The organism is Brochothrix campestris FSL F6-1037 (assembly GCF_000525915.1).
In the GTDB taxonomy this organism is placed as follows: domain Bacteria; phylum Bacillota; class Bacilli; order Lactobacillales; family Listeriaceae; genus Brochothrix; species Brochothrix campestris.
This window is the reverse complement of record NZ_AODH01000057.1, coordinates 1-14,456: the sequence shown is the minus strand read 5'-3', so window position 1 is coordinate 14,456 and position 14,456 is coordinate 1. Positions and strand designations below refer to the sequence as shown.

The 14,456-nt window shown below is 40.7% G+C and carries 16 protein-coding genes and 2 pseudogenes; 3 read left to right on the top strand and 15 right to left on the bottom strand.

The features are described from left to right. A pseudogene (locus tag BCAMP_RS11095) lies at window positions 1-236 on the top strand (IS30 family transposase); the annotation flags it as partial. Between the two features lie 349 nt (window positions 237-585). Then, entirely contained in the window at window positions 586-963 is a 378-nt protein-coding gene (locus BCAMP_RS11090) for an ATP-grasp domain-containing protein (protein ID WP_035315643.1), read from the top strand. A gap of 49 nt (window positions 964-1,012) precedes the next feature. Here BCAMP_RS11090 and BCAMP_RS11085 read toward each other — a convergent pair whose 3' ends face one another. The 6 genes and pseudogenes from BCAMP_RS11085 to BCAMP_RS11065 form a co-directional block, all read right to left on the bottom strand. Continuing rightward, window positions 1,013-1,762, bottom strand: coding sequence for an alpha/beta fold hydrolase (locus BCAMP_RS11085; RefSeq protein WP_035315642.1), 750 nt, complete (start codon window positions 1,760-1,762; stop codon window positions 1,013-1,015). A 3-nt stretch (window positions 1,763-1,765) separates the two neighbouring features. Beyond that, on the bottom strand, window positions 1,766-2,683 hold the full coding sequence (locus BCAMP_RS11080) for a CynX/NimT family MFS transporter (protein ID WP_232217983.1): 918 nt from the start codon (window positions 2,681-2,683) through the stop codon (window positions 1,766-1,768). Then, on the bottom strand, window positions 2,619-2,996 hold the full coding sequence (locus BCAMP_RS13985) for a hypothetical protein (protein WP_198015781.1): 378 nt from the start codon (window positions 2,994-2,996) through the stop codon (window positions 2,619-2,621). The genes BCAMP_RS11080 and BCAMP_RS13985 overlap by 65 nt, the downstream gene beginning before the upstream one ends. Further along, a complete protein-coding gene (locus BCAMP_RS11075) occupies window positions 2,980-3,762 on the bottom strand; it encodes a TIGR01457 family HAD-type hydrolase (protein WP_035315641.1) in 783 nt (260 codons plus the stop codon). The genes BCAMP_RS13985 and BCAMP_RS11075 overlap by 17 nt, the downstream gene beginning before the upstream one ends. 112 nt (window positions 3,763-3,874) lie before the next feature. After that, window positions 3,875-4,159 (bottom strand): annotated as a pseudogene (locus BCAMP_RS11070) (YutD family protein); the annotation flags it as partial. Further along, window positions 4,128-5,300: a bifunctional metallophosphatase/5'-nucleotidase gene (locus BCAMP_RS11065; protein WP_156921230.1), complete on the bottom strand. Its 1,173-nt coding sequence runs from the start codon at window positions 5,298-5,300 to the stop codon at window positions 4,128-4,130. The pseudogene BCAMP_RS11070 and the gene BCAMP_RS11065, both read right to left, overlap by 32 nt. Window positions 5,301-5,809: 509 nt before the next feature. Here BCAMP_RS11065 and BCAMP_RS11060 point away from each other — a divergent pair. After that, entirely contained in the window at window positions 5,810-6,064 is a 255-nt protein-coding gene (locus BCAMP_RS11060; RefSeq protein ID WP_035315640.1) for a hypothetical protein, read from the top strand. Between the two features lie 146 nt (window positions 6,065-6,210). Here BCAMP_RS11060 and BCAMP_RS11055 read toward each other — a convergent pair whose 3' ends face one another. The 9 genes from BCAMP_RS11055 to BCAMP_RS13625 all read right to left on the bottom strand — a co-directional run. Further along, complete coding sequence (locus BCAMP_RS11055; RefSeq protein WP_035315639.1) at window positions 6,211-7,008, bottom strand: tyrosine-protein phosphatase; 798 nt, start codon at window positions 7,006-7,008, stop codon at window positions 6,211-6,213. A gap of 30 nt (window positions 7,009-7,038) precedes the next feature. Next, complete coding sequence (locus BCAMP_RS11050) at window positions 7,039-7,884, bottom strand: DUF72 domain-containing protein (protein WP_035315638.1); 846 nt, start codon at window positions 7,882-7,884, stop codon at window positions 7,039-7,041. 213 nt (window positions 7,885-8,097) lie between these two features. After that, complete coding sequence (locus tag BCAMP_RS11045) at window positions 8,098-9,447, bottom strand: gluconate:H+ symporter (RefSeq protein WP_035315637.1); 1,350 nt, start codon at window positions 9,445-9,447, stop codon at window positions 8,098-8,100. Next, window positions 9,448-10,995: a gluconokinase gene (gntK, locus tag BCAMP_RS11040; protein ID WP_035315636.1), complete on the bottom strand. Its 1,548-nt coding sequence runs from the start codon at window positions 10,993-10,995 to the stop codon at window positions 9,448-9,450. It lies immediately after the preceding gene. Window positions 10,996-11,278: 283 nt separating this feature from the next. Further along, complete coding sequence (locus BCAMP_RS11035; protein WP_269479298.1) at window positions 11,279-11,932, bottom strand: FadR/GntR family transcriptional regulator; 654 nt, start codon at window positions 11,930-11,932, stop codon at window positions 11,279-11,281. Window positions 11,933-12,195: 263 nt separating this feature from the next. After that, window positions 12,196-13,068, bottom strand: a complete 873-nt coding sequence (locus BCAMP_RS12775) for a hypothetical protein (protein ID WP_051457062.1) — start codon at window positions 13,066-13,068, stop codon at window positions 12,196-12,198. A gap of 97 nt (window positions 13,069-13,165) precedes the next feature. Further along, window positions 13,166-13,489 (bottom strand): hypothetical protein, encoded by a 324-nt coding sequence (locus BCAMP_RS12770; RefSeq protein WP_051457061.1) that lies wholly within the window; start codon window positions 13,487-13,489, stop codon window positions 13,166-13,168. 49 nt (window positions 13,490-13,538) lie between these two features. Then, window positions 13,539-13,895 (bottom strand): hypothetical protein, encoded by a 357-nt coding sequence (locus BCAMP_RS11025; RefSeq protein WP_035315634.1) that lies wholly within the window; start codon window positions 13,893-13,895, stop codon window positions 13,539-13,541. Between the two features lie 162 nt (window positions 13,896-14,057). Then, window positions 14,058-14,456, bottom strand: a 399-nt coding sequence (locus tag BCAMP_RS13625; protein ID WP_035315633.1) for an LPXTG cell wall anchor domain-containing protein, incomplete at its 5' end; no start/stop codon positions are given.

The following is a 14,456-nucleotide window of genomic DNA, read 5'->3' as shown; positions in this document are numbered from 1 at the left end:
GTAAACGTAAGCCAAACGGACACAACGAACGTCGCGGTCTAAACGAAAATTCTAATGGCATTTTGCGTCGAAATGGCTTGCCAAAAAAGATGGACTTTAACCAAGTTGACCAAAACTTCATTTCAGCTGTTGCTTCAAAAAGAAATCACATCCCAAGAAAATCATTAAACTACCGGACACCATTGGAAGTGTTTTTGAGTTACGTAAATGAAGAACAATTGTCCAACTTAATTTGACAAATCATATGAATTTGATTTTATTTGGATTAGGTATTTCAATAATGATAATTTTTTCTTTTTTTCAAAATCTGGAATATACCCTTCACAAATATCTTTTATATGAGTGGACTGAATTGTTTTATTCTATCTTAGAATTGTCTTCCCACAAATCACTCACCCCTGTTCGAAGGCAAATTTCAAAACCGTTACAACTTAAAGAAGCTAAAAAAAAAGTGGGTTCTCAATACCACATACAATTATTACAAATTCAAAAAAAGATTTAGACCTCTTCTTTCGTGATTTCAAAACGAATTTTTTCGCAAAAGCACTAAAACATCATTCTATATATGGAAGCGATGGAGCATTATTGGATTTTTATGGTAGAACATTCAATACCTTAGATGACGTAAAACAAGAAAACATCAAAGCAGCTCCTGTTATCTATCAAGAGCTTCTCCCTAAAAATAAGAGTGTTGAATATCGTATAAATGTATTTGGTGATAAAATTTCTAGTCTCAAATATAGTAATGTACAGAGTGATGATTGGCACTTTGAAGATATTAGAGGTATTAAAATGCTCGAGTACAAATTACCAATAGACTTAAAGATTGGAACAGTCGACTTAATTTTTTATCAAAATACTTGGTATTTTTTAGAAATTAACTTAGCTGGAGACTGGCGGTGGCTTGAACATGCAGCAAGTACTGATTTTTCAAAAGATGTATTGTCTATATTAAATAACTAAAAAGAAAACAAACAGCTATTGTCAGTGAAAATAGCTGTTTGTTTTCTTTTTAGTTCGTATGTTCAAGCAACCACTGACTCACGAGTGTTTCAATCGCAGCAAATTGTTCAAAGAAACCATGGTCAGCCCCTTCAAACACCACCAATTTTGAACCCGACGGCAGTGTTAAACGTTCACTGTTTTGTTTAAGCACTGCTTCTTCTGCCTCAGTGCCATGAATAATCAAGACTGGGACGGTGACCGCCTGCCATAATTGTTGTTGGTCAACCGTTTCAAAATCATTAATCATCGCAGCACTGACGCACATTTGATCGCGCCAGTCATCATTTGCTAGGCGCTCATAATAATACCCTTTTTGAGCCAAGCATTCGGTTTGCTCAGGTTGTAATTGCGAGATGGCAGCAAATGGAACGGGACCTGTCACTGGCCCCGTTAAAATGACTGTTTCAACGTCCTCATCGAGGCAATGTAATGAGACAAGTCCACCTAAGCTATGAGCGTATAACACAAGTTTTTGATAGCCCTGGGACCGTAACACGGCTTTAGCTACTTCTAAATCGCTAATTAACGACTGCAATGAAATCGGCATATCGACTGATTCCCCACAGCCACCAAAATCAAAACTTAGTACCGGGTAACCAATGGTATTAAAACGCTGTGCAATTTTATCGAACCGACCACTTGAGCGTTTGTTTGATAAAAAACCATGAACGAGAATCACTGCCGTCTGACGCTGACCCGCATAGAAACAACCGATGAGTGGTTGCTTCTTCGCATTTTCAAAGGTGATTTTTTTCATCACTTACCTCCTTCTATTCGCATAAAAGCTCACTTTTTTATTTTGTGAGGCAAATAAACCAAAGGCGACAATCACAAAAATAGTCGCAATTAAGACGTAAACGGTCGTGAGCCATGAGCCTGTTACATCATGAAGCAGGCCAAAGAAGGTTGGACCCATCGCGGCGAATAAATAACCGACAGCCTGAGACATGCCTGATAGATCAGACGCTTCACGTACGGTCTCTGTTTTCAAGTTATAAAACATCATTGATAGGCCAAAGGTTAAACCACCAGCGATGCCAAGAGCGATGGCAGCGAGCCAAATAAAGCGGAAATCAGCCGTAGCTAACGTGTAAAGCAGCCCACCAAAACCGATGAAAAAGGTTGCCCCACCAACGAGCACGAGACTGCGTTGGTTTTTCAAACGATCCGATAACAGCGCCACACCAAACGAGGCTGGCAACTGCGCCATTTGGACGGTGAACAAGACCCATCCTGCTGTTGTTGGTGACATACCGGTATTGCTGAGCATCGTCGGTAACCAAGCCACCATACTATAAAACGACAACGATTGAATTCCAAAGAAAATCGTCACGGCCCAAGCAATCGGGTTGCACCACATGTTCACTTTGGTGACTGTCGGCTGTGTGTGTAAACTCGAAGCGACACTTTCTCGAGGTTGTTTGCGCAGTTGCGGCATCCAGAGAATGATGGCGACGAAGGCAATGACTGCCCAAATGCCAGTAGTCGCACGCCAACCAATGCCTAAACCACTTGATAGTGGGACACTTGTACCACTCGCTATCGCTGCCGTCATGTTCATAAACAGCGTATAAAGACCGGTCATATAACCGATGCGTAACGGAAAATCCATCTTAATTAACGCGGGTAGCAAGACGTTGGCAAACGCAATGGCCAACCCAACAAAAAAGGTCCCCACTAAAAAGAGCGTCGTTCCTCCAAGTAAGCGCGCCACGCTCGCTAAGAATAAAAAAAAGCACGGCTGAAAATAGCACATTTTTCATCCCGAACCGGTTGCCAATTCGCGAAATAAATGGTGAAATAGCTGCGAAGGCTAATACGGGTAAGGTCGTAATTAAACCTGCTACCGTGGCAGACATGTTTAAATCAAGCTTAATTTCATTCGTTAATGGTCCTAATAAGGTAATCGGTGCCCGTAAATTCATCGCCAAAATAAATATGGCAAACAGCAATAAATACGACTTTGGTTGACGCTTAATTGACTGTCTCATCGACACCCGCCCAATCGGCTAGTGACTCCACAATATACGTTGGTTGCGCTGCTACCGCTGCTAAATCCTCACGTTGTGTATAACCTGTTAATGTTAAGAGCGTATCAATGCCATAATTAATACCGACCAAAATATCGGTTAAGTAATTATCACCGACCATTACAACCTCTTCTTTTGAGAGCTGTAAACGGTCTAATGCCAAGGCCATTAAGGTCGGATACGGTTTGCCGATAAAAATCGGTTCCTGCGCTGTTGCCGTTGCCACAAAGGCTGTTAATGCTCCATTTCCCGGCATTAAACCACCTTCGAGTGGTACTGCTTTATCGGGATTAGTCGAAATAAAGACGGCTCCTGCGGCAATCGCCTGCGTTGCATGCGCAAGTTCTTGATAAGTCACGGCCGGATCTAGTCCAATCACAACCGCATCAGGTTGTGCCAACGTTTGTTCATAGCCAGCGGCGGCGAGCTCATCGGTCAAGCCTGATTGCCCAATCGCATAGACTTGCTTGCCAATGTTGTGTGTTTGCAAGTAATGCACCGTTGCTTGTGATGATGTCACAATATCAGTTGCCAACGCGGGCACGTTCATCGCTTGTAAGCGTTGTGCGACCTGTTCTGGCGAACGGGTTGAATTGTTGGTAACAAAAAGATAAGGGATTTTCAAAGAAGCCAATCGTTGGATAAACGCAACCGCTGCTGGAATCGGTTGTTGTCCATGATAGATGGTACCATCTAAATCAAATAAGTAAGCTTTATATTGTTTCATTTGTTACCGCCTCGCCTTCTTGATTAACGCTTGACGTTGGTATTACTGTTTCTGTCACTGGTTCGGTTACTTCTGCTGGAATTGTTGGCTCTGCCGGTGCCATCGACATCGGTAATTTCTTCAACACAAAGTGAGCACAGCCAAAGTTACAATACTCATATAAGTAATCGTTCAATGTACTAATTCGGGCATCAAAGTTCGCCTTTTTATTGTTATCCTCAAAAAAACCTTTAAGACGTAGTTTTTCGTAACCCCAATCACCAACAATGTAATCATATTTTTTTAATACTTCACTGTATCGTTCTAAAAACATTTCTTCTTGAAAGCCTTCACGATAGTCGCGCACGACTTCGTAAGGTTGACCATTAATCATTAACATCGTAGTCCCTCGTTTCATTGGTTAATTTCTGTTCGACTAAATTACGAATAAACAAGTCACTTTCTAACGAAAACGACAGCTCTCTTATCACACGAAATAACGGTGAAAAAATGAAGGTATCCGTTGTGACTATCTTATATATTTTATCACGTTTGAGTGGTTTATTATCCCACAAAACGAAATCATTTGTGTCATAACTAATACGTGGCAACAACACTTGTCCAAATATTTGGCCACGAAAACCATATCCTTTCAGTGGATGATCACGTAAGTCGGTTGCTTTTTCACGAATTTGGCGGGCCAAGAACAGCAGTTGATTCCCTGTTAAATGTAACATAAACGGATTCAATGGATGTGGTAAACATTGGTGCATGTCAAAACGCGTTACACGTCCTTGTGGTAGTGCGGTTAAATAGATGCCCGCATTCACTAAGAAACTATCTGCACCAGTTGCCTCACAGACAATTTCATTCACATATTGCGAGAGTGGGCTCTCTTCATACCAGCTATATGACAATGGCGCATCTAAAATGGCGACCGTTTGATTGAGCAACTGTTTTCCTTCGTTGAAAAAAGCTTCCGTTTGCAAATGATCAGCTGGGCTTGCCGCTAACGTCGCGACTAGATGAACCTGCGCTTCTTTGTGAATAACCGTTCGGCCAACGATATTAAGCGTCACCTCGCCAATGTATTCACCGTAGCGACCACAGGCTCCCAACAATACTCCATTAATAAGCTTACCCGCTTGTAAGAGATGATGGGTGTGTGATCCTAAAATCACAGTCAGTTGCGGAAACTGTTCAGCCAGTTGTTCATCAACCGGCAAACCAAGATGCGACATGAGAACAATCGCACTCACATCCGACGGTAACTGTGGTAGAACAGCCTCTAATGCCACGAAGGGATCGGTTGTTTCCCACTGTAACAGCTCATAAAATTGGGCAAAAATAACCGTTAAGGCGATCACTGCAACTTTTTCAGTACCACGTTCATAAATAACAAATGGTTGAAAGGTTCCTAAGTCATCGGTCAGATTGGCGCAAATAACGTCGCCACTGAAAGTTGCATATAATTTTTGCAACGCTCCTTTCGTCAAGGTGGTGCCTTCATTATTGCCAATTGTGACGGCATCATACGGGATGGTATTAAGTAACCTCACGTTTGCCTGGCCTGCTGTCGCATCTGTTAGTGGGTGCACACGATCAATAAAATCACCAATATCAAAAAACAGCGCTGGGCTTGCTTCCTTTTTTTTTAGCCGTTAGAAACCGATGGATTTTAGGCCAGTTTTCCAAATGACTATGAATGTCATTCGTATGATAGAGTTTCAATTCCATAACCGTCGCCTCTTCTCCGTTAAATTTCAATACTCTTACATTATAGCAAAAAAGTAGTCCGACACGAGGCAATCTGCTAGGCTTTTCGTTACAGTTGCTTTATTAAGATTAAAATGAGATGAGAAAGCTCTCATTGTTCTCAAAAAGAATATTGTTTTATTTTAATTTAAGCCTATAATTAGCAATGTTCCTAATCGCGGATTGATGCGTTGTTTTAATGACCATCGCTATCACGCATCGAACCAAACTAATACATTATCTAACTACAACGACTTAATGAATACATAGTCGCACCCTCTCCACCAACTAATCTCGTAAGGAGGCGCTTATTATGACGCCACAACATTCATCAATCTTTTTAAGATTCTTAATCCAATTAACTATTTTTATTTGCATTAGTGTCATCGGTTTTTATCTAAGTGATTGGCTCATTACAGCCCTCATTACTACTGCTCACTGGATAACATTGGCTCGCCTCATTGCTGGCTGCCTCATTTTCACCTTTGCGTTAGGCTTTAATCAGCGCTTATGCTATAGCACGCTTAAACGTCAACGCTCAAAAATAAAAGCGGAGTCAGCTCGTTAGAACTGTCGAAATTGGAACTACCGATTTGCCGATTATTTACCGTCGGCAAGTGAGGGAGTGAAATTTCCTCAGTTCTGGCTGAAACAGCTGGAAAAATAAAAGCGGAGAATATACCTTAAATAAAAAAACGCCCTTCGGCGTTTTTTTTATTTGAGGTATATTTGCTTAAAATCGTTAATGTCGTTCTCTGAGAAACCAATCACTTCATGTAAATAGTCTGTCGTTGAACCATAGTTATCATCAATTGTTTGGAGCGCATTTAAAATATAATGACCATTTACTTCTAGTCCTCGTTTAATCGCTTGATAAACTGCTGGTTCTAGTGGCATACTCGCGCTTATTTCAGCTAACTTCCGTTTGTTTTCTTCCGCACGACCAGGGTTACTCAATAAATAATCACGTAAAATCGTCTTGTTATCGACTGCCAACGTTTTTAAAATTAACGCTGCGCCAAACCCAGTCCGATCTTTACCTGCCGCACAATGCCAATAAGTCGCTGAATCAGGTGTTGCTAATAAGCCTTGCATAAATTGACGGTAACCCGCTTGTGCTGTTTCTTCTATCACTAAGCGACGGTTAATTTCCATCAAAAAGGCATTTGAAGTTGGTGCCTTCGAAACTTCAGCGATTATATCAGCAAGGCTCGCACCATGTCCTAAATCGGACATGACCGCGATGTTCGTATCCACTACGCCTTCAATTCGTTGATTGGGTAGTTCTGCAATTTCGGCTAATGTTCTAAAATCAATCACTTGACGAATATTTAATTCATCATATATTTTGGCTTTATCTGCCGCTGTAATATCGTTTAAGGCTGCTCCACGGATCAGGCGATTCGATTTCGTTACGCGATTTTCAGTGGTCACATAATTACCTAAATCCCTCACGTTAACCGCACCTTCAAGTTTAATAAACGGATTGTGCAAATTCATCTTCATCTTCATTTTGTCAGCTCTCCTCTAGTTCTAATGTATTCAATCAAATAGTCCTAACTGTCTCGTTTCTAACAGCTGTTCACTGCTTTTAAAACGGCTTTGTAACGCTATGCCATTCGCTGCAGCATCGCCACCAGCATTATTATTAAAGATGACATAGGTTGCTGCTGAAGGCGTTCCTAATTGGACGGCTAATTCCGCTAACTCAACTTCATTGTAACAATAAAGCGTACGGACATCACGCCAACCATCCCCATCCGTTTGCTTCGCCTGAATCCACCCCGCCTGATTACGACCGTGGAGGCGCATGAATTTTTTGGCTGCTGTCGTCTGCTTGACAAACGGCACTGTCCTTTCACCGACCTGTGGTTGGTCAACCATCGTATGAATATAGTTCTGCTCGGTTAAAAAATGCCATAAATCGGTTTGAAAACGTTCATCATACCAACTGCGATGTCTAAATTCGACGGCCGCATCAACGGGTAACCACGCTCGAATCTGTTTTAAATAGGCAATATTGGCCGGATTACAACTAAAATAAGGTGGAAACTGCAACAAAACAAACGCTAATTTACCTGCTTCAATTAATGGACTGAAGCTATCAATGAATTGAGCAAATAGCTGTTGTTGCTCTTTGTTATCAACCATTTCCACACCATTTACGCTATGTAGGGTCATCACTCGATTAGCTTTAACGATAAATTCAAACCCCGGCAACGTCCGCTTGACCCATTGTGCCACTGTCGTTTGACGGGGAATGGCATAAAATGAACTATCGAGTTCAACAACTGAAAAATAAGAAGCATAGTCTTCAAGTTGTTGTTTTTTAGTGCCTTGATACAACAGCGGATGGTCAGACCAACCACTTAAGCCAATTTTCACCATAATGTTGTCACTCCTACTTAAAAATGCCTTCACCTTATGATAGCGTGAGTTATTGTTAGTTGCAAAGAATTGCCTGTTTCTTTATTCGTTTGCCGCGTGGCATTTGAACAAAAAAAGACAAACGCAACGGCTACTGTCGCGTTTGTCTTCCAAGTTGCTTGTTTCTACAGTTCCAATTTCTACAGTTATAACGGGTTGCTTTCACTTTTAGTATTAAACGATTAAGTTCAGTGCTAACGCCCCGCCTAAACCGACAACTGCAATGACTGTTTCCAGTGCTGTCCATGTCGCGAATGTCTCTTTAATTGAGAGGTTGAAATATTCTTTAAACATCCAGAAACCAGCATCGTTAACGTGTGAAGCAATTAAGCTCCCCGCACCAGTTGCAATTACCATCAACGCTGGGTTTGTTCCTGTTGCTGCCATTAATGGCACCACTAAACCGGCTGCTGTTAAGGCTGCTACCGTTGCTGATCCTAAACAAATACGTAAGACCGCTGCAATCAACCACGCTAAAATAATCGGTGATAAACTTGAATCAGTAAACATTTTTGCAACGTAGTCGCCGACGCCACCATCAACAAGGACTTGTTTAAAGGCACCACCACCACCGATAATCAGTAACATCATCGCGATTTGTTGAATCGCTTTCGACATTGAGTTCATCAGTTCTTTCATTGGAATCTTACGCGCTATTCCCATGCTATATATCGCAAAGAGCAATGATAGTAACATCGCCATTCCGGGTGTTCCCACAAAGGCAATCGCTTCATCAACTTTTACATGGCTGCTAAAGTTGAGTGAGTCTTTTAGCAATTGGTAAACAGTCGCAATCGCCATTAAAATAACAGGGAATAACGCTGTTAATGTACTAATTCCAAAACCTGGTGTTTCGTCTAATTCAAATTTCTTTTGTTCACCTAAGGCCGTAATGTTACCTGTACGGGCAAAGGCATCTGGCACAATTTTTTTGGCGAATTTAGTATATAAAGGACCTGCGATTAAAGCCGTTGGAATTGCAATAATCATCCCGTATAGCAACACCATGCCGATGTTTGCTTTGTAAATTAAAGCAATCGCTGTTGGGGCTGGATGCGGTGGTAAGAAACCATGTGTCACCGATAAGGCCGCTGCCATTGGAATACCAAGGTATAAGATTGAAATACCTAATTCACTCGCAATTGTGAAGATAATTGGAATTAATAATACTAAACCAACTTCAAAGAAGAGTGCAATACCGATAATGAATGAAGCAATGAGTACTGCAATCTGGATTTTTTTACGTCCGAACTTATTAATTAATGTAACGGAGATGCGGTAAGCACCACCTGAATCAGCTACAAGTTTACCGAGCACTGCACCGAAACCAAACACGAGTGCTAAGTGACCCAATTGACTCCCAATCCCCGCTTCAACGACCCCGATAATTTCATTCATCGGAATACCTAAGGCAATCCCGACACCAATTGCAACAATGACTAACGAGACAAACGTGTTCAATTTAAATTGAATAATGAGTAATAGTAAAACAATAATCCCAATTCCGACAATGACTAATTCCATTTACTCCGCCCCCAAACTATAATGTGTGTGTCGTTGAAAATCAGCTAATGCTGCGAATTCTGTTTGTAATAAACGTGTCGTACGTACAAAGATTGGAAACAGTTCACGATAAGCCGCAAAATGAGCCTCGTTCGGAATATGAGCGTGTGTAACACCAACCATTGGTGCCACGGCTTCTAATGAAGCGACTAAACCTAATTCTTCCATCGCGAGTACGGCTGCTCCTAAACATGAGCTTTCAAAACTTTCAGGAATCACAACTTCTTGTTCAAAAATATCAGCGAGTAACTGGCGCCATAAACTCGAGCGAGCAAATCCACCCGTCGCATGAATCCGTTTTGGCAACGGTGCAATTTCTTCTAATACGAGCAAGACGCTGTATAAGTTGAAGACAATCCCCTCAAGTGCCGCTCGAATCATATGATCACGCGTATGCGCTTGTGTTAAGCCGATAAACGAGCCCTTCGCATTTGCATCCCATAACGGTGCACGTTCACCACCTAAGAAGGGATGGAAGATAAGGCCGTTTGACCCCGCCGCGATTTGACTCGCTTTTTCAGTTAACATATCATAGCGTTCGCCACCTGTTAACGTTTCTGACGGATAAAGTTGGTCGCGCACCCACCGGAAGACGATACCACCATTATTAACCGCACCACCGATAACCCAACGGTCTTTCGTAAGCGCATAACAGAACGTGCGTCCCTTTGGATCCACCCGTGGTTCGTTTACGACCATTCGGACAGCGCCACTTGTTCCAATTGTTAAGGCTAACGTTTCACCATCAATCGCGTTAACGCCTAAGTTTGATAAGACACCGTCGCTAGCACCGATAAAGAACGGGATATCTTCAGCTAAGCCCATTGCTGCAGCATAACGCGCATCCAAGCCACTAATCGCTGCATTCGTCTCAACCACTTCTGATAAATACGATGCATCAATTGCTAATAATGAGAGCACTTCTTCATCCCAGTCTAAGGTGTGGATATTGTATAGACCAGTTGCCGAAGCGATCGACATATCAACCACGCGACGGTTGAATAAACGTAAGAAAATGTATTCTTTAATACCGATAAAATAACGAGCTTGTTTGTAAACTGCTGGCTCATCATTTTTCAGCCATAACAATTTACTTAACGGTGACATCGGATGAATCGGTGTGCCAGTGCGTTTATATATTTCTAACCCATTGAGGTTGTCTTTTAAATGTTGCGCCCAACGATGCGAACGGTTATCTGCCCAGGTAATCGACTGTGTCACTAACTGCTCTGTTTCATCTAATACAATCAGGCTGTGCATTGCACTTGAGAATGATACACCTGCAATACGCGCTTTATGTGGACCAGCATCTTTAACGATGCGTGAGATAACGCTTACAACTGCTGCTAAAATTTCATCAGGATCTTGCTCTGCTTTATCTGGTTGATCTTGAATGAGTGGATATAATGTATCTGCTGTTGCTATTACTGTTCCGTCTGTATCGTATAAGACACCCTTTGTACTCGTTGTTCCAATGTCCATTCCGATAACTAAATCTAATGCTGTCATGTTAACACCCCTCTATTCAATCGTTCTACACCGTTCTAGTTGTAGGACGTCATACGTCTTTGTATATTTGAATGATAACGCTTACACATCTAGATGTCAATGCTTTTGCGATAAAAAGTTACGAATTCTGACACATTTTTCAGAATCTTCGCTTTTAAAGCGTAAATAGCCCTTAAAACCTTCCTTCTTATTGTTTCAATCTTGAACAATATCAAAAAAATGAGTTGCACTAATTAGTGCAACTCATTTTTTCAGATTGTAGACAACGTCTAAAAGCGCTTTATTATTCAATCTTCAGGGCGGTCTTATTATATTGTAAATGTAAGCTCATTTGTCGTTTCGCCTCGGCGCCATCGTGTGCCTTAATGGCTGCTACGATAGCCGCATGTGTTTTAATGGTTTCTTCCTTTAAATGCCGATCGGTCAAATCGATAAAAAGTGAAATTGCCGTTTGAATAATCGGAATCAGTGATGGGACAACTAAATTTTGACTGGCTCGTGCAATCGTTACATGCAGTTCAATGTCTTTTTCTTCATGATTTTCATCTTGATGAATTAAGACCGCAATTTCTTCACATAACCGTTCCATCTGTTCGACTTCTGCTGTTGTAGCATGTTCAGCCGCTAAGCGCACGATTTCAGGTTCAATAATACTACGCATCTGCATTAAATCGCGACTCAATTTCTGTTTATCGGCAATGAAACTTAAACCGAGCGGATCATCTGACAATCCCGGTGTTTCGGAGACAAACGTCCCTGTACCACGTCGGATTTCAACAATATTCCGCGCTGCTAATAATTTAATCGCTTCACGAATCGTGCCACGACCGACATTTAATTCGGCTGCCAATTCAAACTCATTCGGTAATTTATCACCTGAGATATATTGCTGTGCTTGGATTAAATTCGTCAAATTACTAGCGACGACTTGTGCCAGCGGTTGTCTTGTTATTTTTTTTTGTTTCTGTCATTATTCAACCTACTTTCACTTTATTACATTAAGTATAGCAAAAATACGGTGTTGAACTCAAAAAAGCAAATTATTAAGGCTACTTCCATCGAGAGGTTTATCTTTAAACATTCTAACAAGTCCATGCAACACTTAATTTTCTTTATTTAGTTTCAAGGAAGGTAGCACCATCACCTTTTATCATAAATAAATCGGCAGCCTTGGCTGTTTATAAGGCTGCCGATTTTTTATTATGTCATACTCTCTCCTAATCGATACGTTAGATACTGAATATAACCCGATAAGTTATGTTCAACATCATCGATTCGTACCCGTAATGATTGGTGACGAATAAAGAAACCGTTCAAAACTAAAGCGGGTTGTTTAAAGTACATCGCTACTTCGGGATACATAAAGCCAACACGTTGAAATTCTGCCCGTTTATCAATTGTTTTGCGTAATAATTCTTCGTCAAAATCATTTAACAAGTACGCCTTATCTGCTTGTTTGATCTTATCAATCATTTTATAGGCTGCCATTGTTAACTCCAAGAAAGTTGCAAATGTCGTTTCACGGTGATAAATAAACGATAGCTTATCTGCACAGTTTTTCAGACCAAATTGATAATATTTATCTTCTGAAAGGTAGTCGGTTAACTCATTCACTGCATAGCTCAACCAGTGATCGTGTTCTTTCCAATACTCCTCGGCAATGAATATTTCAAAATATGATACAACCTCATCTAGCCATTTTTTATTACCATCTAGTTGATAGAGTCGTAATAGAGCGAAAACTGCCTCTCCTTCATAATAAATGATTCTGAATTTATCTTTGATTGTAAAGTCTGGGTAATGCAACACATGATTATAATGACCCGTTTCATCATTGCGCATCGCAATAATGCCATTTGCTAACTTTTCAGCGGTATCATTATAGCTTTTATCGCCTGAAACCTCAGCATATTTTGTCATCGCTAAAATTGCAGTTGCATTTGATCCTAATTTGATTTCATTATTATTTTCTTTATCAACTACATAAGCGGTGTTAACATCCTTAAACACAATTGCAGTCATAAGGTACGTTAAACTTTGCTGTGCTTTAATCAAGATGTCTTTCGTTTTCAAGACTTCGTAACCTTCTAACATGGCATAGACAGAACTAGCATGACGCAGAATATTATATGTACCAATTGGTTTCGCAAATGCTGAAAAATAACCGTAATTAAACTGTCCTGACGGTTGAATTTCCTTCGCTAAAAAATGCGTCGCTTTTTTTTACAATTTGCTCAATTTCTTTTTTTAGATTAGAGGTTTGACGAACACCATTCGTCAATTCACCTTGTTGCAATGTTTTCCATTGACGTTGCTCCGTGAAATCAAAAAAATACCCAATTGTATCGAATAAATAGATTGACTTATTGTTGTAGGCACTTAAATTAAAATTAAAAATTTTATAGCGATTTGTCTTTAAATAATGACGAATATTCACTTCATCGATTCCGATAATACCGTTCGTTGCTTCTCGTACAAAGGCATTACCGACCACTTCTTGTTCTAAAAAAGACAGCGAAAAATCGGCATCAAATGAAAGGCCTCTACGAAAATAATTTTTTTTGAAGGCTTGAATATTTTTTTTGCAAAGTAGGCACTGTTGTCTCTTCGATTTGATGCACCAAATCGACTTTTAGAAAGGCAAGGTTCGGTTGGTACTTGTTTATCCACTTTAGCGCTTTAGAACTCACTTTTTCTAAGGCATGCTCATATGATTTATCAGATATTTGATGAAACACTTTTGCACGTTGATTCAATTGACCGATTGAAAGATAGACAATTGCTTTTTGTTCTGTTTGCACCTGTGGCATTTCCATATCCCTGATAGAAGATAGCCGTGTTTTTGCTCGAAAACGATTCATTGCTGCGTTGAATTTTTGTAAGTTTGACATCGTTTGCATATCGAATCCCCCTGTTTTATACAATTTAAAAGAGCCTATATTGATTATATCAATATAGGCTCCAGATTGTAGACAAAGTCGAATTAAACTACTTTTACTTTAAACGTTAGTACAAGTGACTTTGGCTACAAGATGACTTGACTGAGTTGTCGGTAGAAAAACTTATTGTTTTTTACCTGATTTACGACGGTTGAACAATAATGCTGTAAAGCCTGCAAATAATGCCATCAAACCAGCAACTGGAGTAGTTGAAGTACCTTCACCTGTTGTTGGTAACACGTTAGTATTACTTGTGTTAGCACTTGTTGGTGTTGTAAACGTTGTACCAGTTTCCAAACCAGCATCGGTATTAAACTGACTTCCCTCTGTTGGCGTAGATGAAGCCTTTCCAAAATCATCTGTGAGGCCAAGTGAAGGTGTATTACTGTCAGCATCCGCATCGGCGTCAGCATCAGCATCAGCGTCAGCATCCGCATCGGCGTCAGCATCAGCATCAGCGTCAGCATCAGCGTCAGCGTCAGCGTCAGCATCAGCATCAGCGTCAGCATCAGCGTCAGCATC